Raw genomic sequence first — 26376 nt, 5'->3', positions numbered from 1 at the left:
AGGGTCAGCCCCGCCGGTGACGCCGGCCGGATGTCGGCCACAGGGCGGCGTTGGTGATGATCGCGCAGATCACGACCAGCACGCCCAGGAGGACCTCGAGAACCAGGGTGTCCGACATGAAGATCCCTCCTCGGCCGTGTCGTCGGGGGGTCCTTCTCACTATTCCTGCTGGTCACAGACCTGGTCAAATGCCGTAGGGTGGACGGACGGGGGGAGTACTTCCCAAGCGCCGATCCGGTCAGTACGGACGTGACCGAACGTTCCCGGATGGCCGCCCACGCCACGGGCGAAGGAGACCTCGAACAGCCGAGCGCGTTCGAGGAGGGGTTTCATGCCCGCCCAGACGATCCCGTCGGCGGCCGATCTGGAGACGATCGGGTCCCCGGCGCTGTGGGCGATCACCGTGGCCGCACTGGCCCTGCTGCTGACCGTCGACTTCGTGCTGACCCGGCGTCCGCACCACGTGCGGATGCGCGAGGCGGTGGGCTGGTCGGTCTTCTACCTGGCCCTGCCGCTGCTGTTCGGCGTCTGGGTGTGGTGGGCGCACGGGTCGGGCGTGGCGGTGGAGTTCTACACCGGCTACATGGTCGAGAAGTCGTTGTCGGTCGACAACCTGTTCGTGTTCATGCTGCTGCTGTCGTCCTTCGCGGTGCCCGACGCGCTGGCCCAGCGGGTGCTGCTGCTGGGCATCATCGGGGCGCTGGCGCTGCGCGCGGTCTTCATCGCGCTGGGCGCGGCCGTGCTGCAGAGCGGCACGTGGGCGTTCCTGCTGTTCGGCGCGGTGCTGATCGCCGCCGCCGGGAAGATCGTCAAGGATTCGATGGCCGGGCACGGGCACGAGGTCGACATCTCGTCCATGCGGACCGTCCGGCTGCTGCGGCGGTTCATGCCCGTCACCGACGACTACCGGGGCTCCCACCTGGTCGTCCGCGAGGGCGGGCGGCGCGCCCTGACCCCGCTGGCGCTGGCCGTGGTGGCGGTCTTCGCCACCGACATCGTCTTCGCCGTCGACTCGGTGCCCGCCGTCTACGGCGTGACCCAGGACCCGTTCCTCGTCTTCGCCACCAACGCCTTCGCCCTGCTGGGCCTGCGGGCGCTCTACTTCGTGCTCATGGACGTCCTGACGCGGCTCCGGCACCTGAACCACGGTCTGGGCGCGATCCTGGCGTTCATCGGGATCAAGCTCATCCTGCACTGGGCCCACGGGATCTGGACGTGGGTGCCGGAGATCCCCACCCTGCTCTCGCTGGGGGTCATCGTGGCGATCCTGGCCACGGTCACGATCACCAGCCTCGCCGCCAACCGCCGCGACGCCGAGCCCGCCGGACCGCCGGAGCGGGCCGTCCGGGGCTAGTAGCCCGCGCTGGCCCGGCCGGCCGCGCGCGGCAGTTCGGTCAGGCCGAAGCCGAGCTGGCTGAACAGCTCCAGCTGGTCGTAGTAGTCGCGGTGGGTGACGACCATCTCGTCGACGACGTAGGTCATGCAGGCCGCGCGGACGGTGATGTGCCGGCCGGTCGGCTCCACCTCCCGCCCGTCGGGCAGCAGCAGGTTCCCCAGGTGGGTGCCGGTGAACACCCACTCCCGCACCATGGGGTCGTCACCGGGCACCTCCAGCCACGCCGTCTGGCGGTAGTCGGGAAAGGCGCAGAAAGCCTGTTCGTAGAACCAGGCGATCTCGTCACGTCCTTCCGCGATGCCCGCCGGAGCCACCAGGACGGCGTCGGGGCTGTACATCCTGAGCAGCCCGGACATGTCGTGCGCGTTGATCAGGTCGCTCAGTCGGCGTCTGATGTCCCAAGGATCGGACATGACGAAAGCCCTTCCACAGTCGCGGGAAGCACAGTTCCCCCTTTTTCCGAAACTACCGAACAAGGGGTCAGTCGCCGATCCCGATAACGTTGTGCGCACCTCCCGGAACGCGCCGCGTTTTCGCGGCTACCCCATAACGGTGCCATCAGGGCAAAGACCTCGTGACCGTGAGTCGTCTCATCGCCGCCAGGGTCTCGCCGATCACGGCCGGGAGGCCGGGGTCGCCGTTCCGGTCGAGCCAGCGCGTCACCGCCGTCCGGATGGCGGTCACGGCGAGCTCGGCCGCCAGCCGGGCGGTCAGGTCGTCGGCGCCGCGGTCGCGGAAGCCCCGCTCCAGGGCCTCCGACATGAGCGCCCACTTGCGCAGCTCGCGTTCGTGCAGGGCGGGTTCGGCGTCGATCACGGCCCGGCGGCGCAGCAGGTAGTCGAGGCTGCGGCCCTCGAAGAGCTCGACCAGGGCGGGGGCCAGCCCCTCTTCGATCAGTTCCATCGGGCCGAGCGACGGCGCGGCGGCGGCCATGAGGCGGGCCACCTGGTCGGGCACCGACTGCTCCCCCGCGAACAGCACCTCGCGCTTGTCGGCGAAGTGCCGGAAGAAGGTTCGGGTCGTCAGCCCGGCCCGGGCGGTGATCTGCGGCACGGTGGTCTCGGTGAAGCCCTGCTCGGCGAAGAGCTCGAGCGCGGCCTGTTCGAGCCGTTCCCGCGCACCCGGCTGCCATCGAACCATGCCGCAGATCCTACTGATGACACGCCGTGCCATGCCATGCGATAGTCATGACACGACGTGTCATCATTTGCGGGAGGCGGACATGGCAGGGGCGATCTGGGTGCTCGGCGCGACCGGACGGGTCGGCAGGGAAGCGGTCACGCTGCTCCGGAAGGCGGGGGCCGAGGTGGTGGTGACCGGCCGCGACCGGGAGCGGCTGGCGCGGGTGTTCCCGGACGTCCGCTCGGTCACCGGCCCGTTCGACGAGGTCTGCGCGCGGCTGGCGGCGGAGAGACCGGCCGTCGTGATCAACACGGTGGGCCCGTTCACGGCCACCGCGCCGGAGGTCGTCCGGGCCTGCCCGCCGGGCACCTGCTACGTCGACGTCGCCAACGAACTGGGCGCGTTCGAACTGCTCCACGCCCTGGACGGGGAGGCCGCCGCCACCGGCCGCACGCTGGTCTCCGGGGCGGGCTTCGGCGTGCTGGCGACCGAGAGCATCCTGCTCCACCTGCTGGCGGGCGAGGAGAAGCCGTCGCGGGTACGCGTCGACGCCGTCGCGTCCGTCGCCATCGAGGCCGGCGCCCTCGGCGAGGCGCTGGCGGCCACCATCGTGCACACGATGAGGGACGGCGGCCGGGAGGTGCGGCAGGACCGGCTGGTGCGCACCCGGCCCGGGCGGGCCGCCGAGCGGCTGACCACCCCCGAGGGCGACGTGGTCACCACCGCCGCCCTGGGCAGCGGCGAGCTCTTCGCGGCCTGGCGGGCCAGCGGCGCGCCGTCGGTGATCGGCGCCTCGGTCCTCGTCCCGGCCAACCCGGTCGTGCGGGCGGCCCTCCCGGCGGTCGTCGGCCTGCTGCGGCTGCCCGGCGTGGCCGGGTTCGCCGCCGGGCGGCTGGCCCGCGCCACCACGACCACGGCCAGGGAGCGCCCGCGCCGGTCGTCGTGGGCGCGGGCGCGGGTCGAGTGGCCGTCGGGCCGCGTGCGCGAGGGCTGGTTGCGGACCGGGGAGGCCATGACGTTCACCGTCGAGGCCGTCGCCGAGGTGGCCCGCCGCCTGGCCGGGGGCGAGGGCCGCCCCGGCGCGTTCACCCCGGCCCGGCTGCTCGGGCCCGAAGTGGCACTGGCGGCCGGGGCGGAGTTCCAGGTCACCCGCTGAAGTGACACAATCCGGCCCATGGCCGACGTCACGCTCCGCCCCGTCACCGACGACGACCGCGACGCCGTGACAGCCCTGCGGGTCGCCCCCGAGCAGGAGGAGTACGTGGCCGGCGTGGCCGACTCCTTCGCCGACGCCGAACGGTATCCGGAGGCGAAACCGCGCTACTGGGCGATCTACGCCGACGAGACGCCGGTGGGGTTCCTGATGATCAGCGACGACGTGCCGCCGGGCGACCCGGGGATCCTGGGGCCCTACTTCCTGTGGCGGCTGCTCGTCGACGCCCGGCACCAGGGACGCGGGTACGGGCGGGCCGCGCTGGCGGCGCTGGGCGACTATCTGCGCACCCGGCCGGGGGCGACGGAGCTGCTGACCAGCGTCCACCCCGGAGAGATCGGCTCGCCGATGGGGTTCTACCTGCGGCTGGGCTTCGAGGACACCGGGGTCGACCACGAAGGGGAACGGGTCCTGCGGGTGCCGCTCAACCGTCTGTCGTCATGACCGTCACCGGTCATCTGGGCAACGCCGGGCGGGCAGGCGCAGCACGAACCGGGCGCCGCGAGTGCTGTCTTCGGCGGTCAGGGTGCCGCCGTGGGCCTGGGCGAGCTGACGGGCGATCGGCAGCCCCAGCCCGGTGCCTCCGGGATCTTTGGCGCGGGAGGCCTCCAGGCGCGCGAAGCGCTGGAAGACGGCCTCCCGCTGCTCGGGCGGGACGCCCTCGCCGTCGTCACGCACTTCGAGCACCGCCTGGCCGGCGTCCAGGCTGAGGGTGACGGTGACGGTCGAGGTGGCGTGCCGTTCGGCGTTGTCCAGCAGGTTGTTGAGCAGCCGGGCCAGCTCGATCCGCGCACCCTCCACCATCACAGCGGGTCTGAGGTGGCGGCGCAGCTCGGCCTTGGCCGGGCGGTGTTCCAGCTCGCCGGTCACCAGGGCGGTCAGGTCGATCGGCTCGTGGCGGCCGGTGACGCCCGCGTCGAGCCGGGCCACCTGCAGCAGGTCGCAGATCAGGGCCTGCATCCGGTCCACGTCGTCCAGGAGCGCCTCCCCCGTTTGTGACCAGTCGGCCTCTTCCGGCTCCATCAACGCCTCTTCGATCCGGATGCGGATGCCGGTCAGGGGGCTGCGCAGGTCGTGGGAGGCGTCGGAGGCGAAACGCAGCTGCCGCTCCACCGCCGATTGGGCGCGGTCGAGGGTCCGGTTCGCGGTCTCGGCGAGGTCGCGCAGCTCATCGCGGTACTTCAGCACCGGCACCCGGTGCTGAAGGTCGCTGGAGGTGATCTGCCCGAGGGTATGGGTGATGGCCCCCACCGGCTGCAGCGTCGTGCCCACGATCCGGTGGCTGCCCACCCCGGCGGCCGCCACCAGCAGCACCCAGCTGGTGGCGAGGGGGATGATCAGCTGAGGGCTCACGTACCAGGGGATGCCAGGGACGGCCACGTCGAGCTGCCAGACGCCGTCCATCCGGTGGACGGGGTACGCGAGCACGATCATGCACCGGCCGGGGAAGACGGGCGCGTCGCAGGTGTTGCCGGCGGCAAAGGCGTCGGGATCGGGGCGCAGGTTGATCATCGGCGGTCCGCCGGCCACGTCAGGAGAGGCCGCGACCATGGTCCCGGCCGGGTCGAACACCTGGACCGACTGGCCGGGGTTGCTTTCGGTCAGGTCGGGGACGCTCCGGCGTAGCTGGACGCCCAGGTTCATGGCGTTGACGAAGAGCTGCTGGGTCCGGTGGTCGATCGCCGTCTGCCGCACCGTGGCGACGATGAACACGGCCATGGCCGTGCACAGCAACGCCATGACGGCAGCGGCCAGCACACCCAGGCGGGTCCGGATGGAGCTTCGATGCCACCAGCTCGTACTGATCACCCCCTCGTGACCAGAAGCACCGCACTTTGATCCTTACCGGTTTCCGACGGGAAAACGACCAAAGAGTGGCAAATGAGAGTGCAGCGCAAAGGGTGGACGACTGGCGTGACATCCCCAGGTCCGCGTACTCGCTGCCCATGATCGGGGCAGGAGGGTGACCCCAGGGCGTAGGGGGAACCGTGTGCACGATGGTGTGCGGCGCGGCGAACCGTCGACGTCGTGCGAGCCTCCGCCGACGAAGCCCGCGCCCGATCCGGCGAACGCGGAGCCCACCTCGTCGCCCGCCGCGCGGAGAGGTTCCCGGCCGATCTCGACCAGAATCCGGCAGCATGTTGATCGCGATGCGGCGAGATGGGTCGGCTACGCGTAGGCCGTTGGCGATGCGTCGCGGACCAAGCCCAAGGCCCTGAACGTCGGCGAATTGGATCTGCGTAATCGGCGAGCCGCGTTGGGGCGCGAGGGTGGTGCAGCCGATGTCATCGTCTGGCGCACCGCCACCGCCCGGTCGCTGCGCGGGACCGGTCTTCCTCACCGATCGGCACGCCCGCGTGGCGTTGCCACCGGCGGACGTCGGTTTGTCCTCTGGGGCGAACACCTCCACCCTGCCCGCCTGCTCCGGGCACATCTCGCTCACCTCGCGGGCGGGGACACGATCCGGCCGCACGGCGGCGCCGAAGCCGTGCCGGCCCGAACAGGCCGGGGTGAGCCGGTCAGGTGATGGCCGGGCTGCGGCGTTCGATCAGGACGACGTCGCGCCACACGCCGTGGTGGCGGCCGATGCGTTCGCGGATGCCGATCACGCGGAATCCGGCGCGGGCGTGCAGGGCCAGGCTGGCGGTGTTCTCGGGGAAGACGCCGGACTGGATCGTCCAGATCCCCGCCGACTCGGTGGAGGAGATCAAGGCGTTGAGCAGGGCGGAACCGACGCCGCGGTGGCGGGCGCGGAGGTGGACGTAGACGGAGTGTTCGACCACCCCGGCGTAGGCGCACCGGTCGGAGACCGCCACCGCGGCCACCCAGCCGAGAACCCGTCCGTCCTGGGCGAGGGCGACGTGCCGGTGGCCAGGCAACTTGACGGCGTCGAAGTGCGGCCACGTGGGGGCCTGAATTTCGAAGGTGGCCTGGCCCTCGTCGATGCCGAGTTGGTAGATGGCCAGCACCTGGTCGGCGTGCCCGGCCGTCATGGCGGCGATCGGCGCGGTCGGGCCCGTCATGCCGGTTCCTGCGCGTCAGGCGTGGCACCGGGCAGAAGGTCACCGATCAGGACGCGTACACGGGCCTCGATCTCGTCGCGGATGGGGCGGACGGCGACGACGTCCTGCCCGAGCCGCCAGTCCTCGTAGCGTTTGCCGGGGAGGATCGGGCAGGCGTCCCCACACCCCATCGTGATCACCACGTCGCTGACCTGGACCGCCTCGATGGTGAGGACCTTGGGGATCTCGGCGGAGATGTCGACGCCGGCCTCTTTCCTGGCCTCGACCACGGCCGGGTCGACCCGGCCGAGCGGACCTGAACGCGGCCGCCGGTCAGGTGGGTGAGGAAAGCGGCGGCCATCTGGGAGCGGCCCGCGTTGTGCACGCAGACGAACAGCACCGTGGGAACGGGCGGCGGAACGGGAGTGCTCACGGGCGGGACTTCCTCGGTCGGCGACAGCGGATGAGGCAGTGGGCCGCCATCGGATGCTGCGTGGAACAGGATCGCGGCCAGGCCCGGCGGCGATGAACGGGACCACCAAGGCAGGGGCGATGCCGGCGTAGGTGAAGGCGCGGCCGGGGTCGGCGAAGCCGATGGAGGAGGTGAGCCAGTACGCGGCACCGGTGTGGGCGGCTGCCTCTCGCCCGCGCACGCCCTCGCCGGTCCGCCAGGCGGCCAGGGAGACCACGGGGGTGAAGTGCGCCCCCGAGACCGTGGCGAGAGAGCCGGCCAGCGGTTCCGCGCCGCCGTCACCGCTGAGCCGATCGGCCTGGACGCCGGCGCCGACCACTACGGCCACCAGGGCGGCCGTGCCCGCCGCCTCGGCCCGGGAACGTTCATGTGCCGGAATTCGCCGCGGCCGGGACCGGGGTGGGGGCGTGGAGCAGGCCGGACAGGCGGTTGAGCGCGGCCGGGATCACCCAGTAGTACACCCAGGTTCCGCGCCGTTCCGACCCGACCAGACCCGCCTCCCGCAGCACCTTCAAATGGTGGGAGATGGTCGGCTGGGACACCTCGAACGGGCCGGTCAGGTCGCACACGCACGCCTCGCCGCCCTCGAAGGAGGCGATCAGCGACAGCAGCCGCAATCGGACCGGATCCGACAATGCCTTGAACATCCGGGCCAGCTCGCCCGCGTCCTGCTCGCCCAGCGGTTCGCGGACCATCGGCGCACAACACTGCTCACCGGCCGGGAACACCGGCAACGCCTGTTTCGACATACGTCTATCTTGACAGTCATCTAATCACGGTGACAAGGTCGCCATATCGACATCCATCGATGCAAGTCCCGTGTCCAACTCGCGCTGCGGGTCGCCGACCTGGAGGGCTCGATCGCCTTCTACACCAAGCTGTTCGGCGTCGAACCGGCCAAGCGCCGCCCCGGCTACGCCAACTTCGCCATCGCCCGGCCCCCGCTCAAGCTGGTCCTGCTGGAAGGCGAGCAGGGCCGGGAGACGGTGATGGACCACCTCGGCGTCGAGGTCGAGACCGGTCAGGAGGTCGCCGACGCCACCCGGCGGCTGACCGACGCCGGGCTGGCCGCCTTCCCCGAGAACGACACCTCCTGCTGCTACGCCCTGCAGGACAAGGTCTGGGTCCGCGGGCCCGGCGCCGAACCCTGGGAGGTGTACGTGGTCAAGGCCGACGCCGACGTCCTCGGCAAGTCCGCCGCCCACGACGGCGGCACGCCGTGCGTATGCGGACCCGACGCCGGACAGACCGGCGAGCAGGACACGCCCATGGCCCCCGGCGCGCGCACCGACCGCTGCTGACCTGCGGCGACGGAGATGTGGATGGCCAGCACGTCGGCCAGGGCCTGTTCGGCGGCTCGAAGGGCCTGCCATGCGCCGAGTGATCCCCGCCTGCGGGCATCGTCGATCCAAGCCATGGCCCGATGGTGTCGCCTGCAAACGCGGGCTGCCGGGCCCCGACGCCGGGTGCGCCGGCCTTGACGCGCGTCGGGAAAACCTGTCGCGTCCGGTCGGCGCGATCTTGAATACTCGTCGCCATACGGTCGATCGGCGGCGAAAGGGGCATCATGCGACGTACGCGCCGAATGCCCCTGCCCTCTGAGGCCCGCGTCTGACCGTCGGGTCCGGGGCGGCTTTCCTCTTTCCGGCGGGTGAGGGCGCTGGTGTGCTCGACGGTTTCATACGCCGTTCCGGGTGGGTTCGATTCCCACACCCGCCACCTTTTCTTTCAATACGGAATACGCGCATGCCGATTGGCGCGACGCCGCCGCGCAAAAGGCGTTCGCCATTGATCGCCGAGCTTTGCCGACGCGTTTGATTTCCGCGAAAATCAATTCATGAGCACTCCATTAGTAAACGACGGATCCGTGTCCACGGTGTCCGCCGACGTGGCCGATCCGCCGAAAACGGCCATCGAGCCGGTGCCCTGGCGAATGGTGCTGGGAATCGCCGGGACGCTGGGCGTGGTGCTGGTCGCCCTCAGCGCGCGTTACGGGTTCCACGGGGACGAGTTGTATTTCCTGGTCGCCGGTCAGCACCTCGACTGGGGGTATCCCGACCAGCCGCCGCTGGTGCCTCTCGTCATGCGGGTGATCACCGAGCTGTTCGGGTTCTCGATCGTCGCGGTGCGGGTCGTGGCGGCGGCGCTGGCCGTGGCCGGCGTGGTGGTCGCGGCGCTGACCGCGCGCGAGATGGGGGGCGGGCGGACGGCGCAGCTGCTCACCGCCGGGGCCTACGCGGTCACGCCGTTCACCGTCGCCGACGGGCACAGTCTCTACACCTCCTCGGTCGACCTGTTCGTCACCACCGCGCTCGTGTGGGTGGTGGTGCGTTTCGTGCGCACCCGCGACCAGCGGCTGCTGCTGGCGGCGGGGCTGATCGCGGCGGTCGCGTTGCAGGTCAAGTACCTGGTCGTGGTCGTGCTGTTCGCGATCGTGGCGGGGGTGGTGATCAGCGGGCCGCGTGAGGTGTTCCGGCGGCCGTTGTTCTACGCCGGGGCCGCCGTCGCCGTGGCCGCCGCGGTGCCGGGCTTCCTGTGGCAGCAGCGGTACGGCTGGCCGCAGCTCGACATGGTGCGCACGATCGCGGCCGCCGAAGACTACGGCGGCCCGATCGGGTTCCTCATCAACGAGATCCTCATGACGGGGATCGTGTTGTCGGTGCTGCTGATCTGGGGGGTGTGGGGGCTGCTGCGGGCGCCGGAGCTGCGGCCGTTCCGGTTCCTCGCGTACGCGTTCCTGCTGCTCAACGTGTTCTTCATGGCCACCGGCGGCAAGCCCTACTACCTGGCCGGGTTGTGGGCGGCGATGTGGGCCGCCGGGGCGGTCAGGGTCGAGCGGCGGCAGGGGCGCTCGCGCGGGCGGTGGGTGACCTCGCGGCCGGTGTTCGTGGTGACGGCCGCCGTGTCGGCGGTCTTCGCGCTGCCGATCTACCCGGTCGACATGCTGGCCCGCAGCCCGCAGCCGGTGCTGAACCCCGACGCCGCCGAGACGGTCGGCTGGCCGGAGGTCGCCGGTCAGGTCACCCGCGTGTACGAAGGGCTGCCGGCCGCCGACAAGGCGGACGCCACGATCCTCGCCGCCGACTACTCGCTGGCCGGGGCGCTTGAGGTGTACGGCCGCCCGCGGGGCCTCCCCCGCGTCTACAGCTCCCACACCGGGTTCTGGTACTTCGGCAGCCCGGTCGTCGACGACGGCGTGACCGTCGCGGTCGGCTTCGCCAAGGCCGACGTCGACCGGATCTGGGCCGAGTGCTCCCGGTCGGCCGTGCTCGACAACGGCGTCGGGGTGCTCAACCGGGCCCAGGGCAAGGAGGTCTGGACCTGCCGGGGGCAACGTTTCCCCTGGACCGTGTTGTGGCCCCATCTCCGGTCGCCCGCTGACGCGTGACCGGCGTACCGGAAGGAAAAGCCGCCGTGGGCACCGGGCCCACGGCGGCTTCGCCGTCACGTCACTCCGCCACGTAGGTGCAGCGGGACCACTCGAAGACGCGCAGTTCGCGGTCGTCGACGAGGGTGGTGTCGGAGCTCGCCTCGAAGTGCTCGTAGCGGTTGCCGACCAGGATCTTGACCGTGGACACGGTGAGGTCGGGCACGTGGCGCAGCCGCTGCACCTCGGCGATCGCCGAGGTGGAGCCGCCGCGGAGGAACACGTTGGGGTTGTCGTCGCCGGCCATGTCTGCCTCGTCTCAGAGTCTCAGAGGGGGATGTTTCCGTGGGCTCCGCGCCGGTAGGACGAGGCGGCGAAGACCTCCGCCACCGCCGCCCGGGTCAGCGCCGGCTCGATGACCTCGTCGATCACCCCGAGCGCCAGGCCCCGGTCGACGCCGCCGGCGGTGCGTTCCTGGTCTTCGACGAGCCGCGCGCGGAGCGCCTCGCGCTCGCCCTCGGGCGCGGCGGCGAGCTTCTTGCGGTGCAGGATGCCGACGGCCGACTCGGCGCCCATCACGGCGACCTCGGCGGCCGGCCAGGCGAACACCCGGGTGGCCCCGAGGGAGCGCGAGTTCATGGCGATGTACGCCCCCCCGTAGGACTTGCGGGTGACCACCGAGACGCGCGGGACCACCGCCTCGGCGTAGGCGTAGAGCAGCTTCGCGCCGCGCCTGACCACGCCGCCCCACTCCTGGCCGACGCCCGGCAGGAAGCCGGGCACGTCGATGACGGTGACCAGGGCCACCCCCATGGAGTCGCACATCCGCACGAACCGGGCGGCCTTCTCGGCCGACAGGGAGTCGAGGCAGCCGCCCTTGCGCAGCGGGTTGTTGGCCACCACGCCGACGGTCTGGCCGGCCAGCCGGCCGAGGCCGGTCACCACGTTGGGCGCCCACTTGGCGTGCAGTTCCTCGAAGGAGCCGTCGTCGAGCAGCGCCCTGACCAGCGGGTGCACGTCGTAGGCGCGGCGGGCGGAGGCGGGCAGCAGTTCGCGCAGGTCTCTGGGCGGGCCCACGAGCTCCAGGTCGGCCTTGCCCGGCACGGCGAGCAGGGCGGTCACGTTCCTGGCGCGGGTCAGGGCCTCCTCCTCGGAGTTGGTCACGATGTGCGCCACGCCCGACTTGCGGCCGTGGGCCTCGGGGCCGCCCAGCCCCTCCATGTCGATCTGCTCGCCGGTGACGCTGCGCACGACGTCGGGGCCGGTCACGAAGACGCGGCCGGCCGAGGACATGATCACGACGTCGGTCAGCGCGGGCCCGTAGGCGGCGCCGCCGGCGGCCGGGCCGAGCACCACGGAGATCTGCGGGATCCGGCCCGACGCGCGGACCGTGGCGGCGAAGATGCGGCCGATGCCGTCCATCGCCTCGATGCCGTCGGCCAGTTTCGCGCCGCCGGAGTGCCACAACCCGATGACCGGGCAGTTCTCCCGGTGGGCGAGGTCGACGGCGTCGGCGATGCGGCCGCACTCGGCGAAGCCGATCGCGCCGCCCATCACGCGGGGGTCGGTGCAGAAGGCGACGACCCGGACGCCGTGCACCCGGCCGAAGACCACGGTGACGCTGTTGCCGTCGTGCCCCCGGTGGAGGTCGAGGGTGCCCGCGTCCAGCAGTCGCGACAACCGGACCAGCGGGTCGCGGGTGTCCTCCTCCGGGCGTGGCGGGGCGAGCGTGGGGAGCTCCGTCATGCGAATCCCTTTCAAGACGTGGTTTCAAGAACTCACGAATTGGCGGTTGTAGAGGTCGTGATAGAAACCGCGGCGGCTCAGGAGTTCCGCGTGGGTGCCCTGCTCGACGACTCGGCCCGCGTCCATGACGACGATCGTGTCGGCCGAGTGAATGGTCGAGAATCGGTGCGCGATGACGAAACTCGTGCGCCCTGCCCGGAGCCGGGCCATGGCCGCCTGGACCATCGCCTCGGTGCGGGTGTCGATATTGCTGGTCGCCTCGTCGAGAATGAGGATGCCGGGGTCGGCGAGAAACGCCCGGGCGATGGTGAGCAATTGTCGCTGGCCCGAGGAAATGGTCGAGGCGGCGCCGTCGAGAACGGTGGCGTAACCGTCGGGCAGCGCCCGTACGAACTCGTCGGCGTGGGCCGCCCGCGCCGCCGCGACGATCTCGTCGTCGCCCGCGCCGTCGCGGCCGTAGGCGATGTTGTCGCGGACGGTGCCGTGGAAGAGCCACGGGTCCTGCAGGACCATCCCGAAGCGGCGGCGCACCTCGTCGCGGCCGAGGTCGCGGTAGTCGACGTCGTCGAGCACGATCCGGCCGCGGTCGATCTCGTAGAACCGGACGAGCAGGTTGACGACGGTGGTCTTGCCCGCCCCGGTGGGCCCGACGATCGCCACGGTCTGCCCCGGCGCCGCTTCCAGGGTGAAGTCCTCGATCAGCGGGGTGGCGGGGTCGTACCGGAAACCGACGCCCTCCAGCCGGACGCGGTGCGCGCCCGGCACGACCGCGCCGGGATCGGCGGGCCGCGCCGGGAGGAACGGCTCCTCCGGGGCGTCGAGGAGGGCGAAGACGCGGCCTGCGGACGCGATGCCCGACTGGAGCACGTTGAGCTGGCCGGCGATCTGGATGACCGGCGAGGTGAACTGCTGGGAGTACTGGATGAACGCCTGCACGGCCCCGAGCGTGATCGCGCCGGTGGCGACCTGGTAGCCGCCGAACGCGGCGATGACGACGTAGTTGAGGTTGCCGACGAACACCACCGTCGGGAAGATCGCGCCCGACAGGAACTGGGCGGAGAAGGCGGCCCGCCGCAGCCGGTCGTTGCGCTCGCCGAACGCGGCCGTCGCCGCCGCGCGCCGGCCGTAGGCGAGCACCAGGGCGTGGCCCGCGTACGTCTCCTCGGCCAGCGCCGTCAGGTGGCCGGTCTCCTCCCACTGGGCGGTGAACTGGGCCTCCGACCGGCGGGCGATGAGGAACGTCACCGTCAGCACCACCGGGACGGTCGCGAGCGACACCGCGGCCAGCAGCGGGGAGATCCAGAACATGACGCCCAGGGTGCCCAGGAGGGTCAGGGCCGAGGTGGTCAGCTGGTTGAGCCCCTCCTGCAGCGCGGTGTTCAGGTTGCCGACGTCGTTGACGGCCCGGCTGAGGATGTCGCCGCGCGGGTGGCGGTCGAAGTAGCGCACCGGCAGGCGGGTCAGCTTCTCCTCGATCGCCTCGCGCAGCCGGTACATGGTGCGCTGGGTGACGCCGGTCAGCACGCGGGCCTGGACCCAGCTCAGCAGGGCGCTCAGCACGTACACCGCCGCGACGGCGGCCAGCACCGGCGCGAGCCGGCCGGGGTCGCGCCCCTCGAAGAGGATGTCGGTCGCCGCGCCGAGGAGCACCGGACCGCTCACCAGGAAGCCGATCGAGAACACCGTGAGCGCGGCCACGGCCAGCACCCTCGGGCGCTCGGGCCGGAGCAGGACCGACAGGCGGCGCACCACGCCCTCCGGCGCGCTCACGCGCCCGGCTCCGGTCCGAGTTGCGAGGCCACGATCTCCCGGTACGTCGGGCAGCCGGCCATCAGCTGGTCATGGGTGCCGATCCCGGCGACGCTCCCGGCGTCCAGGACGACGATCTGGTCGGCGTGCATGACCGTGCCGACCCGCTGCGCCACCACCACGACGGTGGCGTCGCCGGTCTCGGCCAGCAGCGCGGCGCGCAGGCGGGCGTCGGTGGCGGCGTCCAGGGCGGAGAAGCAGTCGTCGAACAGGTAGAGGTTCGGGCGGCGGACCACCGCCCGCGCGATCGACAGGCGCTGGCGCTGCCCGCCCGACAGGTTGGCGCCGCCGCGCTCGACGGGGGCCTCCAGGCGGCCGGGCAGGCCCCGGACGAAGTCGTCGATCTGCGCCACCTCCAGCGCCCGCCACATCTGTTCCTCGGTGGCGTCGGGGCGGCCGAAGCGGAGGTTGTCGGCGATGGTCCCGCTGAACAGGTGGGCGGTCTGCGCCACCAGGCCGATCCCGGCCCGCAGCCGCTCGGCCGACTGCGCGGGCACCGCGACCCCGTCGACGAGCACCGTCCCCGAGGTCGGGTCGAGGAAGCGCGGGATGAGGTTGAGCAGGGTGGTCTTGCCGCTGCCGGTGCCGCCGAGCACCGCGTTGGTGCGGCCGGGGCGGAAGGAGAAGGTCAGGCCGGTCAGCACCGGCCGCTCGCCGCCGGGGTAGCCGAAGGTGACGTCGCGGAACTCCACGCCGCCGCCGTCGGTCTCCGGGACGACCGGCGCCGGCGGGTCGGCTACCGCCGGGACGGTCCCGATCACCTCCTGGACGCGTTCGGCGCCGGCCACGGCGCGCGGCAGCAGGATGAGGACGGTCACGCCGACCACGACGTAGGTCATGATCTGGAGGATGTAGAGGAGGAACGCGGTCAGGTTGCCGATCGGCATCGAGCCGTTGGCGACGAGCTCTCCCCCGAACCAGAACACCGCGACGCTCGACAGGCTGGTGACGCCCATCATCAGCGGGATGACCAGGGCGAAGACCTGCCAGGCCCGGAGCGTGGCGGCGGTGACGGCGGCGTTGGCCCGGCCGAACCTGTCCTTCTCCCAGGCCGTGCGCAGGAAGGCCCGGGTCACCCGGACGCCGGAGATCTGCTCGTCGAGCACCTGGTTGACGCGGTCGGCGCCGAGCTGGACGGCGTGGAACATCGGCAGCAGCCGGATCACGACCCAGCCGGTGACGACCATGATGACCGCCAGCGTGCTCACCAGGAGGAAGGCGAGCCCGGGGCCCTGCCGCACCGCCAGCACCGCCGCCCCGAGGGTGGTGACGACCGCGGTGCCGAGCAGGCTGAGCGCCACCTGGAGGAAGAGCTGCACCTGCTGCACGTCGTTGACGGTGCGGGTGGTCAGCGACGCGACGCCGAACCGGTGCACCTCGACGACCGAGAACGACTGCACCCGGTCGTGGACGGCGGCCCGCAGGTCGGCCGCGACCGCCATCGCCACCCAGGCCGACTGGTGCAGCGAGACGAGGGAGGCGGCGCAGAGGGCGACCGTCACGGCGAGCATGACGCCGCCCGCCTGCCCGATGTGGCCGAGGTCGGCCTTGACGACGCCGTTGTTGACGATGTCGGCGGTCAGGCTCGGGAGCGCGAGGTTCCCGGCGGCCTGGAGCACCTGGAGGAGGGCGATGACGCCGAGCCGGCGGGTGTGCGGCCGGAGGAAGGCGCGGGCGGGGCCGGCCAGTCGGCTTCGTGCGGGTGCGGTCGTCATCGCGTGTCCTCCCTCAGGTCCCGCCGGGACCGGTGAAACGATCACGGCGGGCCGCCTCCCTCGGAAACGGTCCGCCGTGTCGTCACCGGCCCGTCAGGCCGCTGACGTCTCCGGCTCGGCGCTCGGCTCGTCTTCACCCTCGGGCTTCTTCACGGCCGGCACCGTGAGCCCGGGGACGGTGAGGTCGGGGACCTTCTTCACGGCTTCCAGAGCGGCCTCGATCGCCTCGGCCAGCGACGGGGACACCGTGTCGTCGAAGTCCATCTTCGTCACCGTGACGTCGGCGTTGGTCGGCAGTGAGTCGGTCGCGAAAACGGCCTCGGCGCAGCCCGCTTCACGCAGGACGGCCGATTCGTCGTCGGTAATCTCCCGGCTGAGAACAAGCGAGAACACGTGTCCCAACGGTCGTCACCCCTTGAATTCCAATGTCGGCCGAATTCATTCGAAATAAATCGAGACCGACTGCAGATTGGCCGTGATGACGGATTGTCATCGGCCCGCAGAACGGTAACCGGACCGCTCGCCGCGATTCAAGCCCGGGGCTGTCAGGCCGGTGCACGACCGGCCTGACCTGGGCCGCAGACGTTCGACTGCCGAACCGCAGCAGTTGAACAATTCAGTTCTGGAAATGCTGGTCGAGAATCTTGATGACGTCGTCGACCTGGTCGCTGAGGAAGAAATGCCCGCCCGGGAACACCTTCACCTCGAATGAATCGGAGGTGGTGTGGCCGGCCCACGCGTGCGCGTCGTCGAGCGAGGTCTTCGGGTCGCGGTCGCCGGTGAGGACCGTGATCGGGCAGGCGACGACGGCCTCGGGGCCGCGCCGGTAGAGCTCGGCCGCCTGGTAGTCGGCCCGGATCGCCGGGAGCGCGGCGCGCATCAGCTCGTCGTCGTTGAACAACAGGGCCGAGGTGCCGTCGAGCCGGCGGATCTCGGAGAGGAGCCCGGGGTCGGGCAGCCGGTGGACGTTCTCCTCGCGGAACACCGACGGCGCCCGCCGCCCGGACGCGAACAGGCGCACCGGGACACGGCCGTCGGCCTCCATCCGCTGGGCCACCTCGAAGGCCAGCGACGCCCCCATGCTGTGCCCGAAGAGCGTCAGGGGCAACTCCGGCTGCCGCCGGAGCACCTCGTGCACCCGGTCGGCGAGCTCGGCCAGATCGGTGTAGGGCCGTTCGGCGCGCCGGTCCTGCCGGCCCGGGTACTGCACGGCCACCACGTCGACCTGGGGGCTCAGCGCCTTGGACACCGGGAGGAAGAAGGGCGCCGAACCGCCCGCGTGTGGCAGGCACACCAGCCGGGCGGTCGCCGTATAGGTGGGCCGGTAGCGACGGCACCAGAGGTCGTGGTCGAGAGAGGGGTGGGACATGCCGCTCCAGAAGAATTGTCTATTCGGGGGAAAAGTGGCGGGGAATTGGACCGTAACAAAACGGTGTAGTGCCTGGCGACGCGCGTGCCGCCGCCGTTCAACTGCGGGGATTCCGCAGTTGAACGGCCTGCGCCGATCGGTGCGAGTCGAGCGCCCGGCGTGATCCCCTAACAAGGACGGCAACCGCCGGTACAGACAGGTGAAGCCTGCGCAACGGCTGATGAAACCATTAGAAAATCTCATTGTCAGCCGATTATCTCAAGAGTTATAAAGAGGGCGCCCAGGCGGTCTGCCCGGATTTGTCTCCGCCCAGAAGCTCCCAACGGCATTACATGAGGTTCAGTCACGAAATCATGTTTCGCGTATTGAGGACAAAATCTTCGTCGCCCGGTCATCTCATGTTTTAACCAAGTCATTCACATGACTGAAACACCTGCCGCCGACTCTTCAAGAAAGCGCACCGCGATGACCCTGAAAACCGCACCGCACCAGCACGCACCAGAGTCCGCCGTCACCAGAAGGCGGGTTTACGACTCGGCCGACGAAATCGATCGACTCCCGGTCCAGCACCTGCCGTTGAGCAGACTGGAGCCGGGGGTGTTCGTCCGCGGCACCGGCACGGACCCCACGCACGTCCGCATGCTGGCGGAGGCCGCGAGTTTGTCCGCGTTACCCGCGATCCTGGTTCAGGAGAGCAACTCACGGATCGTCGACGGAATGCACCGATTCGAGGCGGCGAAACTTCGTGGCGAGGAGACGATCCAGGTCCGGCTCATCAACTGCAGCGACCAGGACGCCTTCATCCTGGCGGTCAAGGCCAACACCTGGCACGGACTGCCGCTGAGCAGGGCCGACCGGATGGCCGGCGCCAAGCAGATCGTCGAATGGCATCCCGACTGGTCCGACCGGGCCATCGGCGCGGCCACCGGGCTGAGCGCCAAGACGATCGCCGGCATCCGCCGCCAGACCACCGACGACACCCCCCAGCTGGGCAAGCGCCTGGGCCGGGACGGCAAGCGCCGCCCGCTCACGGCCGCCGAGGGCCGCCGGCGCGCCGCCGAGTACATCGCGCTGAACCCCAACGCGTCGCTGCGCCAGATCGCCCGTGAGGCCGACGTCGCCCCCGCCACCGCCCAGGACGTGCGCGCCCGGATACGGCGCGAGGCCGAGGCGGCCGCGCTGCGGGCCACCGCCCCCGCCCGCGGCGACGGAACCGACCTGCCCGGCACTTTGTCGCCGACGAATCTGTGGCCGCCCTCCGAGGGATCCTCGCCCACGTCGCGCGCAATACGGACCGATTCGAGTCCGTTAAGCTGGTCGACGCTTTCCCCGAAACTGGCCAACGACCCCTCGTTGAAATACTCCGAGCGCGGCCGGGCCTTCATCGGGTGGATGGCGATGCACGTCATCAATGCGGGAGAATGGAAGAACTTCCTCGACGCGATCCCGGCGCACTGGACGTGGGACCTGAGCGTCGTCGCCGACCAGACGGTCGCCGACTGGATGGCGTTCGCCGAAGAACTGCGCCGGCGGCAGGGAATACTCGACTGATCAGCCGGATTACCGGAAAAATCGCACGCGCGGAATGACCTCCGGCGTGTTCATGGATTGTTCACGGCAATCGAGGTTTCATTTTCCGGTTGCCGTTTGCTCCTCGATGAGCAGGGTTGTCCGCGCGGATCCGTCGATGGTCCGCGCGGCGTAACAGATCCGACTGACCCGACGGACCGGACGCCGGTCCCGGGTTCGGCCGAGCGAATGGGAATCCCCGTGAAAAGACATGTGAAGGCAGCGGCGGCCGTCATCGGCCTGCTGGTGGGTTGCGCGACGCTCTCGCCCTTACCGGCCCAGGCCGATCCGGAGCCGGCGAACCGGTCGGGCGGCCACCACGGCGGCCACCACGGCGGCCAGCACGGCGGCGGCGAGACGTCGTACCAGCCCCCGCCCATCGAGTGGTCGCCGTGCACCAACGGGCTGCAGTTCCTCGGCGGCGAGTGCGGCCACCTGGTCGTGCCGCTCGACTACGCCCGCCCTCAGGGCAAGAAGATCAAGGTCGCGGTCTCGCGGCTCAAGCACACCTCCGACGAGGCCTCCTACCAGGGCGTCATGGTGGTGAACCTGACCTGGCCCGGCGGCTCCGGTCTCGGCCAGGCGTCGGTCGGCAAGCTGCTGCCCGAGTTCGTCAGCGGCACCTACGACTGGGTCGGCTTCGACCCGCGCGGCGTCGGCGCCAGCGAGCCCACGCTCAGCTGCGACCCCGGCATCAACGGCTACGACCGCATGGCCTACGAGCCGTCGTCGCCGCGTCACCTCGCCGCGCAGATCAAGGTCGCCAAGGACTACTCGGCCGCCTGCGCCCGCACCCGCAGCGACCTGCTCCGGCACGCCACCACCGCGCACACCGCCAACGACCTGGACAGCCTGCGCAAGGCGCTCGGCCAGGAGCAGCTCAACTACTACGGCTACGTGTACGGCGCCTACCTCGGCCAGGTGTACGGCACGATGTTCCCGGCGCGGGTGCGCCGGATGGTCATCGACAGCGCCGTCGACCCCCGGCACGCCTGGTTCGGCTACAACCTCAACCAGAACTACCCGCTCGACCAGAACCTCGCGGCGTTCTCGGCGTGGACGGCCAAGCACGACTCGATCTACCATCTCGGCACCACCGAGGCCGCGGTCAGGAAGAAGTACTACGACACGCTGGCCAAGCTCGCCAAGAAGCCGGCGGGGGGCGTCTTCGGCCCGGCGGTGTGGACCGACGTCTTCCTGCTGGCGTACAACACCAACCACTGGCAGGAGCTGGCCACGCTCTTCTCGGCGGTCGTGAACACCGGCGACACCGCGCTCCTGAAGCAGGTGTACGACGCCAACTACCCCACGGTCACCGACAACAACCAGGCCATGGCGCTGGCGACCATGTGCACCGACGCCCCGTGGCCGAGGGACTGGGACACCTGGCTGCGCGTCACCGAGCGCGACTACCGGAAGGTGCCGTTCGCGGCCTGGGCCGACATGTGGTTCGTCGCCTCGTGCCAGTCGTGGAGCGTGCCGCCGCAGCGGCCGGCCGCCGTCGGCGGGCCCAAGACCCCGTCGGTGCTGATGGTGCTCGACCGGACCATCGACCCGAGCTCCACCTACGAGGGCAGCCTCGCCGTCCGCAAGCTGTTCCCGAAGGCGGTGCTGGTCGAGAGCGGCCCCACCCCCGCCGAGACGGCCACGCCGGAGTCGTGCTCCCCCGGCCGGTCGATCGTCGAGTACCTGCTCAACGGCACCCTGCCGGCCCGCGTGGCCGGTAACACCTCCGACCTCAAGTGCCCGGCCGCTCCCCTGCCGAACCCGGCCGCCCCGGCGGCCAAGTCGGCGGCCCCGCCGGTCGCCGGCTTCAGCGGCGCCCTCGCGGCGGCCACCGTCCGGTAACCCCTGATCCACCGGCAGCCGGGGTCGTGCCGACCCCGGCTGCCGTCGTTCCCGCATCCTGATTGGACGTAGACAATGACCGCTCCGAGCACTCGCGACGACCGCAAGTCGGCCGCCCTGGCGGCCGAGCGCATCACCATCGGTCCCGACACCCGCGTCGTCGGCAGCCTGGCCTTCGCCCGCGAGCTGCTGCGGGGCAACGCCACCCGGCAGTCGGGCGCCGGGGCCACCGGCGAGGTGACCGGCGACCCGGCGTACACCTCGGTGTTCTTCCTGGACGGCGAGCCGCACAAGCGCAAGCGGCAGGCGATCGTCCGGTTCTTCACCCCCAAGGCCATCAGCACCCGCTATCGCACGGTCATGGAGGAGGCCACCGACGGCCTGCTCGCCCGGTTGCGGGAGCGCGGCGAGGGCCGGCTCGACCGGATGAGCTTCGAGCTCGCGGTGACCGTCGCCGCCGACATCGTCGGGCTGACCGAGAGCGACCAGGCCGCGATGGCCGAGCGGATCGAGAAGAACCTCATCGGCCTGCGCCTGCCGCTGATGAGCCGCTGGCGGCGTCCCTTCGGGCAGCTGGCCGCCACCTTCCACGGCCTGAGGTTCCTGCTGAACGACGTGCGGCCGGCCATCGAGGCCCGCAGGGCGCGGCGGCGCGAGGACGTCATCTCGCACCTGCTCGACGAGGGCTACCCGGAGAAGGCGATCCTCGTCGAGTGCATGACCTACGCCGTCGCCGGGATGATCACGACGCGGGAGTTCGTCGTGATGGCGGCCTGGCACCTGTTCGACGACGCCGCGCTGCGCCAGAGGTTCCTCGACTCCGACGACACCGACCAGATCGCCATCCTGGAGGAGATCATGCGGCTCGACCCGGTGGTCAACATGATCGCCCGCCGGGTCACCGCCGACACGGTGACCGACTCGGGCTCGGTGACCAGCGGGGAGAGCCTGGTGCTGGACATCCGGGCCGCCAACCTCGACGAGGCGAGCGTCGGCGCGTGCCCGTACACCCTCGACCCCGACCGGGCCCGGCGGGTGAAGACGGCCGGCTCCTACCTCAGCTTCGGCGACGGCAGCCACCGCTGCCCCGGGGCGCAGGTGGCCCTCAACGAGACGCGGGTCTTCCTCGACCGGCTCCTGCGGGTGCCGGGCATCCGGCTGGCGCGGCGGCCCGACCTGTGCTGGACCGACGAGCTGATGGGTTATGAGCTGCGCAACGCCATCGTGACGTGCCACCGCTCCTGACCTGCGGAGAAACGAAAGGCGCTCCCGATCCGCCGACCGGGAGCGCCTTCTCGTCGTCTCAGGGCATCGAAACGGTCATCAGCCCGATGCACATCTCGTCGCTGGTGCCGTCGCCGTAGACGACGTAGCGTGGCGGGAGCTTCTTCAGGGCCGGGAGCACGGTGCGCAGCGCGGCGTCGTGGGTGCAGGTGATGCGGACCGTGTCGCCCGGCCTGACCTGCACCGGCGCGGGCAGCGGCACGTGCTGCTGGTCGTCGAAGTCGAACTCCGGGACGTCCAGGAGGACCTGCGCGCCGGGGGTGCCGGGGTTGAGCTCGACCTTGATCGAGCGGCCCAGCAGGTGCATGTGGCCGCGCCCGGCGTAGATGGTCATCTCGGTCGGGATCGGGGTGTCGCACCGCTGGGTGTCGCCCGGGACCGGGGTGCCGCCGTTGCACGCCCGCACCAGCTGCGTCTCGGTGCCGGCGACCTCGGGGCCGAACCGCTTGGCGACGTCGGCCAGCGAGGCCTCGCGGTCGCACAGGGGGCCCGACTCGTCGGGGGCGCAGGGCAGTTCGATCGGCGCCATCAGCGGGACGGCCGTCAGCGCCTTGGTGCCGGCGTCGCCCTCGGTCAGCCGCAACCGGACGCTGGACTGGTCGAACGCGCCCGGCTTCCCGTCGGTGGCGAGCAGGTTGTAGTGGATCTGGAGGATGACCAGGCTGCCGGGTTCGATCCGGTAGCCGAGGTTCCCGTCGAGCAGGGTCTCCCTGGCGCCGGGCGTCCAGGTGTCGACCCAGGCCGAGGGCGGCTGGGTGTCCAGGCCGTCGGCGCCGAAGCAGGTCCAGCCCTGGCCGGGGCTCGCGGCGTCCTTCGCCTGGGCCTTGGCCGCGTTCGCGGGGGCGACCACGTAGATGTTGGCGTGGTGGGCGATCTCGGTGTTCGAGGGCGCGAACTGGCTGCCCGTCAGGTAGGCCGGCTTGAGCAGGCCGGGGTCGATCAGCAGGCAGCGGTACTCGTCGGTGCCGCCGCTGGGCGGCATCGGGATGTAGGGCTTCTCCATGGGGAGGGTGAGGAACTGCTCACCGGCCCGCAGCGGCAGCGCGTCGGGCGGGAGGGAGGTGGTCGCGTGGTGCCCGCCCCGCCCACTCGTCAGCGCCCCGCCGGTGGCGGCGGTCGAACTGGAGCACGCGGCGACCACGACCGCCATCGCCGCCGGAGCGACCCTCCGCAATAGGCCCTTCCGTGTCGTCATGATGTCCCTTCGAAATGGCGCACAGGCCACAATGAGCCGAGGGGATGATATAGCTGGGAAAGCGGCGTTCAACTGCACCCGTGCAGCAGTTGATCGCTCACTTGTCGCAGCTCAGAGCGGCTGTTAGGGTTTTTCGGAATTCGCTTTCACGGCAATTCATTTCCCGCGATGCGACGACTTCCGCGGCGGCCGAACAATGGCTCCATCACGACGAACCGACGCCTTTCTCACCTCGTCGCGATCGCCCTGCACCGGCGAACAGGAGCATTCGGTGAAACCCTTGGCCACGCCGTACTCACGGCTCATGTCCCCGATCGAATGGCTCTATCTCGGCATGGGGCCCAACGTCATCCAGCACGTCTTCGAAGGCGACGGCGACCTGGGCGTCGAGGCCCTCGTCCACGCGGTCGAGGCGGCCTCGGAGGCCTGCCCCGGCATGCGGCTGCGGCAGAAGGGGCGGCGCTGGGTCGACAGCGGCGTCGCTCCCGAGGTGCGGGTCCTGGACGTCGATCCGGGCCACGACCTGCTGTCGGAGCCCGCCCTGCAGACGGCGCTCTACGACGGCGGCCCGACCTGCGAGGTCCTGCTCGTGCCCGGCCGCCGGGTCCGGCCGACGACGCTGGTCTTCCGCGCCTTCCACGGCGTCACCGACGCCCGCGGCCTGCTGTTGTGGATCGCCGACGTCTTCCGGGTGCTGCGCGGCGTCGACCCGGTCGGCGCGACCTCCGACTGGAACAGCGACGACTTCCTCCGGCACCTGCGGCCCACCGGCCTGCCGCCGATCCCGCCCGGCGAGAAGGACCTGGTGCACGCCACCTCGATGGCGCCGGTCCCGCCCGGTCGGCACGGGCTGATCTGGCGCCGGCGCAGCGTCGACGGCGTCTGCGCCGCCCCCACCGCCCGGGTGGTCGCGGCCGTCGCCGCGTCGGCCGACCCGCCGGTCCCGGGCCGGTTCCTGATCTCGGTCGACCTGCGCCGCCACCGGCCCGAGCTGCGCTCGACCGCCTGGTTGTCGCAGATCCTCCCGCTGACCGTCGAGCCCGACGGCGACTGGGAGGAGGTCCACCAGGCGCTGCTGACCGGCCTGGCGGAAAACCGGGAGCTGCTCAGCCGCACCAGCCCGGCGATGCGCCGGCTGCCCCGCACGATCGTGCGCGAGATCTTCACCCGGTACGAGGCGTCGGCCGCCAAGAGGCACCGCTACCTGGCCTCGGGCATCGTCACCAGCCTGGGCTTCGTCGACCTGGCCGACTACAGCGCCGGCGGGTTCCGGGCCGAGGCGATGTACACGCTGGGGTCGCTGGTCTCGGGCGCGCCGGTGAGCCTCGACGTCGTCGAGACGGCCGGCCGCACCGAGCTCGTGGCGACGTGGCGCGACGTGCCGGGCGCGGCCGAGCGCATGGACGACCTGCTCGACCGGCTCGTCGAGGCGCTGTCGCCCCAGGCCGACCGCTACCCCGCCGCCAACGACACCTGGCGGCCCTCCTCCACGGCGTCCCTCCTGGAGCTGTTCCGCCGCCAGGCCGAGCTGACCCCCGACGCGCTGGCGCTGTCGTGGCCGGAGGGCACGATGAGCTACGCCGAGCTGAGCCGGCGGGCCGACGCGGTGGCGACCGGGCTGCGCGCCCGGGGCGCCGGTCGCGGCGACGTCGTCGGGGTGCTCGCCGAACGCACCCCGGCCGCGGTGGCCGCCATCTGGGGCATCCTGCGGGCCGGGGCCGCCTATCTGCCGCTCGACGTGCTGCACCCCGACTCGCGGCTGGCCGACCTGCTCTCGGACGCGGGGGTCAAGCACTGCCTGGCACAGGCCCCGCACGACGCCCGCGACGCCTTCCCGGCCGGTTGCGCCGTGCTCGACCTCGACGACGCCGTCACCGCGACGCCCGACGGGGCCCCCGACCCGGAGACGGCCGCCGACGACCTGGCGTACGTGCTCTACACCTCCGGCTCCACCGGCAAGCCCAAGGGCGTGCAGATCGAGCACGGCAGCCTGCTCAACTACCTCCACTGGGGCGTCGAGGAGTTCGGGGTCGACGCCGACACGCGACTGCCCCTGCTGACGTCGTTGTCGTTCGACGTGTCGGGGACGTCCATCTTCATGCCGCTGATCACCGGCGGCGGCGTGGTGCTGGTCCGCGACCAGCCCAACCACCTGACGCTGCGGCGGCTGCTGATGGAGTCGGGCGCGACCATGCTCAACCTCACCCCCTCCCACCTGGAGCTGATCGGCCGCCTGGAGATCGCGCCCACCGGGTTCCGCAGCATCGTGGTGGTCGGCGAGCAGCTCCGGGTCGAGGTCGCCGCCCGCGCCCAGGAGATGTTCGGGCCCGGCTGCCGCGTCATCAACGAGTACGGCCCCACCGAGGCCACCATCGGCTGCACCGCGCACACCTTCGACCCGGCGCGCGACGGCGGCCGCAGCACCGTCCCGATCGGCGTGCCGGCCCGCAACACGCAGGTCCACCTGCTCGACCCGACCCGCCGGTTCGTCGCCGAGGGCGAGGTCGGCGAGATGTACCTGGCCGGCGTGCAGCTGGCCCGGGGCTACCTGGGCCGGCCCGACCTCGACGAGGAGCGGTTCCCCCGCCTGGTCGACGGCACCCGGACGTACCGGACCGGCGACCTGGCCCGGCGGCTGCCGGACGGCGGGCTGGAGTTCCTCGGCCGGATCGACGACCAGCTCAAGATCCGCGGCCACCGGGTCGAGCCCGCCGAGGTGGCGGCCGTCCTGGAGGAGCACCCGGCGGTCGACCGCGCCGTCGTGGTGGCCCGCACCCGGGCGGGCGGGTCGAAGGCGTTGTGCGGCTACGTCCTGAGCCGGACCGGGGTGGCGGTCGCCGACCTGACGGCGCACGCGGCCGACCGGTTGCCGTCCTACATGGTCCCGGCCGCCGTCTTCGTCGTCGACGAGATCCCCTACGGCATCAGCGGCAAGGTCGACGTGCGCGCCCTGCCCGACCCCTTCGCCGGTCCCGCGACCGGTTCAGGCCCGGCGTCGGCCGACGGCGGCGACCGGCTCGAACGCGAGGTCGGCGAGGTGTGGGCGCGGGTGCTGGGCGTCGAGGCCGACCGCATCGACCCGCACGCGGACTTCCACCACCTCGGCGGCGACTCGGTCGCGCTGCTCAACATGCTGGCCGGCGTGTGCCGGGAGGTGCTGCCCCCGGCGGCGGAGGCCGAGTTCATGAACCGGCTGGGGCGGGTCATCGCGGAGCCCACCGTGGCGAACGTGGCGGTGATCGCCCGCGAGGTCGCCGAGGTCTGACCCG

At 71.3% G+C, this 26376-nt stretch carries 22 protein-coding genes, 1 tRNA gene and 1 pseudogene; 11 read left to right on the top strand and 13 right to left on the bottom strand.

Annotation, left to right across the window (positions count from 1 at the left end; genetic code table 11):
* Positions 1 to 331 precede the first annotated feature (331 nt).
* Positions 332 to 1354: a TerC family protein gene (locus tag AW271_RS23160; RefSeq protein ID WP_062339595.1), complete on the top strand. Its 1023-nt coding sequence runs from the start codon at positions 332 to 334 to the stop codon at positions 1352 to 1354.
* On the opposite strand, the gene AW271_RS23155 is transcribed toward AW271_RS23160, so the two are convergent.
* Together AW271_RS23155 and AW271_RS23150 are read right to left on the bottom strand one after the other, a co-directional pair.
* Positions 1351 to 1809, bottom strand: a complete 459-nt coding sequence (locus AW271_RS23155; protein WP_062339593.1) for an ester cyclase — start codon at positions 1807 to 1809, stop codon at positions 1351 to 1353. The genes AW271_RS23160 and AW271_RS23155 overlap by 4 nt on opposite strands.
* Before the next feature lie 145 nt (positions 1810 to 1954).
* Complete coding sequence (locus tag AW271_RS23150; RefSeq protein WP_062339591.1) at positions 1955 to 2536, bottom strand: TetR/AcrR family transcriptional regulator; 582 nt, start codon at positions 2534 to 2536, stop codon at positions 1955 to 1957.
* Positions 2537 to 2618: 82 nt separating this feature from the next.
* On the opposite strand from AW271_RS23150, the gene AW271_RS23145 reads away from it, so the two are divergent.
* Together AW271_RS23145 and AW271_RS23140 are read left to right on the top strand one after the other, a co-directional pair.
* Positions 2619 to 3674 (top strand): saccharopine dehydrogenase family protein, encoded by a 1056-nt coding sequence (locus tag AW271_RS23145; RefSeq protein ID WP_062339587.1) that lies wholly within the window; start codon positions 2619 to 2621, stop codon positions 3672 to 3674.
* Positions 3675 to 3692: 18 nt separating this feature from the next.
* Complete coding sequence (locus AW271_RS23140; RefSeq protein WP_062339586.1) at positions 3693 to 4175, top strand: GNAT family N-acetyltransferase; 483 nt, start codon at positions 3693 to 3695, stop codon at positions 4173 to 4175.
* 3 nt (positions 4176 to 4178) lie between these two features.
* Here AW271_RS23140 and AW271_RS23135 read toward each other — a convergent pair whose 3' ends face one another.
* The 4 genes and pseudogenes from AW271_RS23135 to AW271_RS23120 form a co-directional block, all read right to left on the bottom strand.
* The gene (locus AW271_RS23135; protein WP_157554534.1) at positions 4179 to 5471 is read right to left on the bottom strand and encodes a sensor histidine kinase; all 1293 of its coding nucleotides are present in this window, start codon (positions 5469 to 5471) and stop codon (positions 4179 to 4181) included.
* A gap of 779 nt (positions 5472 to 6250) precedes the next feature.
* A complete protein-coding gene (locus tag AW271_RS23130; protein WP_062339580.1) occupies positions 6251 to 6754 on the bottom strand; it encodes a GNAT family N-acetyltransferase in 504 nt (167 codons plus the stop codon).
* Positions 6751 to 7094, bottom strand: a pseudogene (locus tag AW271_RS23125) (low molecular weight phosphatase family protein). The gene AW271_RS23130 and the pseudogene AW271_RS23125 overlap by 4 nt, the downstream one beginning before the upstream one ends.
* Before the next feature lie 476 nt (positions 7095 to 7570).
* Positions 7571 to 7954, bottom strand: coding sequence for an ArsR/SmtB family transcription factor (locus AW271_RS23120; RefSeq protein WP_062339578.1), 384 nt, complete (start codon positions 7952 to 7954; stop codon positions 7571 to 7573).
* A gap of 51 nt (positions 7955 to 8005) precedes the next feature.
* On the opposite strand from AW271_RS23120, the gene AW271_RS23115 reads away from it, so the two are divergent.
* From AW271_RS23115 to AW271_RS23105, 4 genes are all read left to right on the top strand, one after another.
* Complete coding sequence (locus AW271_RS23115) at positions 8006 to 8506, top strand: ArsI/CadI family heavy metal resistance metalloenzyme (protein ID WP_062339576.1); 501 nt, start codon at positions 8006 to 8008, stop codon at positions 8504 to 8506.
* 345 nt (positions 8507 to 8851) lie between these two features.
* Positions 8852 to 8924, top strand: a tRNA-Met gene (locus AW271_RS23110).
* Positions 8900 to 9046, top strand: coding sequence for a hypothetical protein (locus AW271_RS40060; protein ID WP_157554532.1), 147 nt, complete (start codon positions 8900 to 8902; stop codon positions 9044 to 9046). The genes AW271_RS23110 and AW271_RS40060 overlap by 25 nt, the downstream gene beginning before the upstream one ends.
* 26 nt (positions 9047 to 9072) lie before the next feature.
* Entirely contained in the window at positions 9073 to 10593 is a 1521-nt protein-coding gene (locus tag AW271_RS23105; RefSeq protein WP_062339574.1) for a glycosyltransferase family 39 protein, read from the top strand.
* 61 nt (positions 10594 to 10654) lie between these two features.
* Here AW271_RS23105 and AW271_RS23100 read toward each other — a convergent pair whose 3' ends face one another.
* The 6 genes from AW271_RS23100 to AW271_RS23075 form a co-directional block, all read right to left on the bottom strand.
* Complete coding sequence (locus AW271_RS23100) at positions 10655 to 10879, bottom strand: DUF5988 family protein (protein ID WP_063818082.1); 225 nt, start codon at positions 10877 to 10879, stop codon at positions 10655 to 10657.
* A gap of 20 nt (positions 10880 to 10899) precedes the next feature.
* Entirely contained in the window at positions 10900 to 12318 is a 1419-nt protein-coding gene (locus tag AW271_RS23095) for an acyl-CoA carboxylase subunit beta (protein WP_062339572.1), read from the bottom strand.
* Positions 12319 to 12342: 24 nt separating this feature from the next.
* Positions 12343 to 14088 (bottom strand): ABC transporter ATP-binding protein, encoded by a 1746-nt coding sequence (locus AW271_RS23090; protein WP_062339570.1) that lies wholly within the window; start codon positions 14086 to 14088, stop codon positions 12343 to 12345.
* Positions 14085 to 15842, bottom strand: a complete 1758-nt coding sequence (locus AW271_RS23085; RefSeq protein ID WP_083977101.1) for an ABC transporter ATP-binding protein — start codon at positions 15840 to 15842, stop codon at positions 14085 to 14087. The genes AW271_RS23090 and AW271_RS23085 overlap by 4 nt, the downstream gene beginning before the upstream one ends.
* 93 nt (positions 15843 to 15935) lie before the next feature.
* The gene (locus AW271_RS23080; protein ID WP_218008149.1) at positions 15936 to 16235 is read right to left on the bottom strand and encodes a hypothetical protein; all 300 of its coding nucleotides are present in this window, start codon (positions 16233 to 16235) and stop codon (positions 15936 to 15938) included.
* 223 nt (positions 16236 to 16458) lie between these two features.
* Positions 16459 to 17211 carry a thioesterase II family protein gene (locus tag AW271_RS23075; protein WP_062339566.1) on the bottom strand — a complete coding sequence of 251 codons (753 nt, stop codon included), beginning with the start codon at positions 17209 to 17211 and terminating at the stop codon, positions 16459 to 16461.
* 420 nt (positions 17212 to 17631) lie between these two features.
* Here AW271_RS23075 and AW271_RS23070 point away from each other — a divergent pair, with 420 nt between their 5' ends.
* The 3 genes from AW271_RS23070 to AW271_RS23060 all read left to right on the top strand — a co-directional run bounded on the left by AW271_RS23070 (position 17632) and on the right by AW271_RS23060 (position 21873).
* Positions 17632 to 18762 (top strand): ParB/RepB/Spo0J family partition protein, encoded by a 1131-nt coding sequence (locus tag AW271_RS23070; RefSeq protein ID WP_083977099.1) that lies wholly within the window; start codon positions 17632 to 17634, stop codon positions 18760 to 18762.
* Positions 18763 to 18981: 219 nt separating this feature from the next.
* Positions 18982 to 20628 carry an alpha/beta fold hydrolase gene (locus tag AW271_RS23065; RefSeq protein WP_169806388.1) on the top strand — a complete coding sequence of 549 codons (1647 nt, stop codon included), beginning with the start codon at positions 18982 to 18984 and terminating at the stop codon, positions 20626 to 20628.
* A gap of 75 nt (positions 20629 to 20703) precedes the next feature.
* Positions 20704 to 21873 (top strand): cytochrome P450, encoded by a 1170-nt coding sequence (locus AW271_RS23060; protein WP_062339560.1) that lies wholly within the window; start codon positions 20704 to 20706, stop codon positions 21871 to 21873.
* 58 nt (positions 21874 to 21931) lie between these two features.
* On the opposite strand, the gene AW271_RS23055 is transcribed toward AW271_RS23060, so the two are convergent.
* Positions 21932 to 23107, bottom strand: a complete 1176-nt coding sequence (locus AW271_RS23055) for a monooxygenase (RefSeq protein ID WP_062339558.1) — start codon at positions 23105 to 23107, stop codon at positions 21932 to 21934.
* Positions 23108 to 23411: 304 nt separating this feature from the next.
* Here AW271_RS23055 and AW271_RS23050 point away from each other — a divergent pair, with 304 nt between their 5' ends.
* Positions 23412 to 26372, top strand: a complete 2961-nt coding sequence (locus AW271_RS23050) for a non-ribosomal peptide synthetase (protein ID WP_062339555.1) — start codon at positions 23412 to 23414, stop codon at positions 26370 to 26372.
* Positions 26373 to 26376 lie beyond the last annotated feature (4 nt).

This window comes from Herbidospora sakaeratensis (assembly GCF_001570525.1).
GTDB lineage: Bacteria > Actinomycetota > Actinomycetes > Streptosporangiales > Streptosporangiaceae > Herbidospora > Herbidospora sakaeratensis.
This window is presented reverse-complemented; position numbering and strand designations above follow the sequence as displayed.

What these genes read in the sequence shown, in the direction of transcription:
- AW271_RS23160 (WP_062339595.1), top strand. Translation starts at nt 332, where the DNA reads ATGCCCGCCCAGACGATCCCGTCGGCGGCCGATCTGGAGACGATCGGG.
- AW271_RS23155 (WP_062339593.1), bottom strand. Translation starts at nt 1,809, where the DNA reads ATGTCCGATCCTTGGGACATCAGACGCCGACTGAGCGACCTGATCAAC.
- AW271_RS23150 (WP_062339591.1), bottom strand. Translation starts at nt 2,536, where the DNA reads ATGGTTCGATGGCAGCCGGGTGCGCGGGAACGGCTCGAACAGGCCGCG.
- AW271_RS23145 (WP_062339587.1), top strand. Translation starts at nt 2,619, where the DNA reads ATGGCAGGGGCGATCTGGGTGCTCGGCGCGACCGGACGGGTCGGCAGG.
- AW271_RS23140 (WP_062339586.1), top strand. Translation starts at nt 3,693, where the DNA reads ATGGCCGACGTCACGCTCCGCCCCGTCACCGACGACGACCGCGACGCC.
- AW271_RS23135 (WP_157554534.1), bottom strand. Translation starts at nt 5,471, where the DNA reads ATGGCGTTGCTGTGCACGGCCATGGCCGTGTTCATCGTCGCCACGGTG.
- AW271_RS23130 (WP_062339580.1), bottom strand. Translation starts at nt 6,754, where the DNA reads ATGACGGGCCCGACCGCGCCGATCGCCGCCATGACGGCCGGGCACGCC.
- AW271_RS23120 (WP_062339578.1), bottom strand. Translation starts at nt 7,954, where the DNA reads ATGTCGAAACAGGCGTTGCCGGTGTTCCCGGCCGGTGAGCAGTGTTGT.
- AW271_RS23100 (WP_063818082.1), bottom strand. Translation starts at nt 10,879, where the DNA reads ATGGCCGGCGACGACAACCCCAACGTGTTCCTCCGCGGCGGCTCCACC.
- AW271_RS23095 (WP_062339572.1), bottom strand. Translation starts at nt 12,318, where the DNA reads ATGACGGAGCTCCCCACGCTCGCCCCGCCACGCCCGGAGGAGGACACC.
- AW271_RS23085 (WP_083977101.1), bottom strand. Translation starts at nt 15,842, where the DNA reads ATGACGACCGCACCCGCACGAAGCCGACTGGCCGGCCCCGCCCGCGCC.
- AW271_RS23075 (WP_062339566.1), bottom strand. Translation starts at nt 17,211, where the DNA reads ATGTCCCACCCCTCTCTCGACCACGACCTCTGGTGCCGTCGCTACCGG.
- AW271_RS23070 (WP_083977099.1), top strand. Translation starts at nt 17,632, where the DNA reads ATGACTGAAACACCTGCCGCCGACTCTTCAAGAAAGCGCACCGCGATG.
- AW271_RS23060 (WP_062339560.1), top strand. Translation starts at nt 20,704, where the DNA reads ATGACCGCTCCGAGCACTCGCGACGACCGCAAGTCGGCCGCCCTGGCG.
- AW271_RS23055 (WP_062339558.1), bottom strand. Translation starts at nt 23,107, where the DNA reads ATGACGACACGGAAGGGCCTATTGCGGAGGGTCGCTCCGGCGGCGATG.
- AW271_RS23050 (WP_062339555.1), top strand. Translation starts at nt 23,412, where the DNA reads ATGTCCCCGATCGAATGGCTCTATCTCGGCATGGGGCCCAACGTCATC.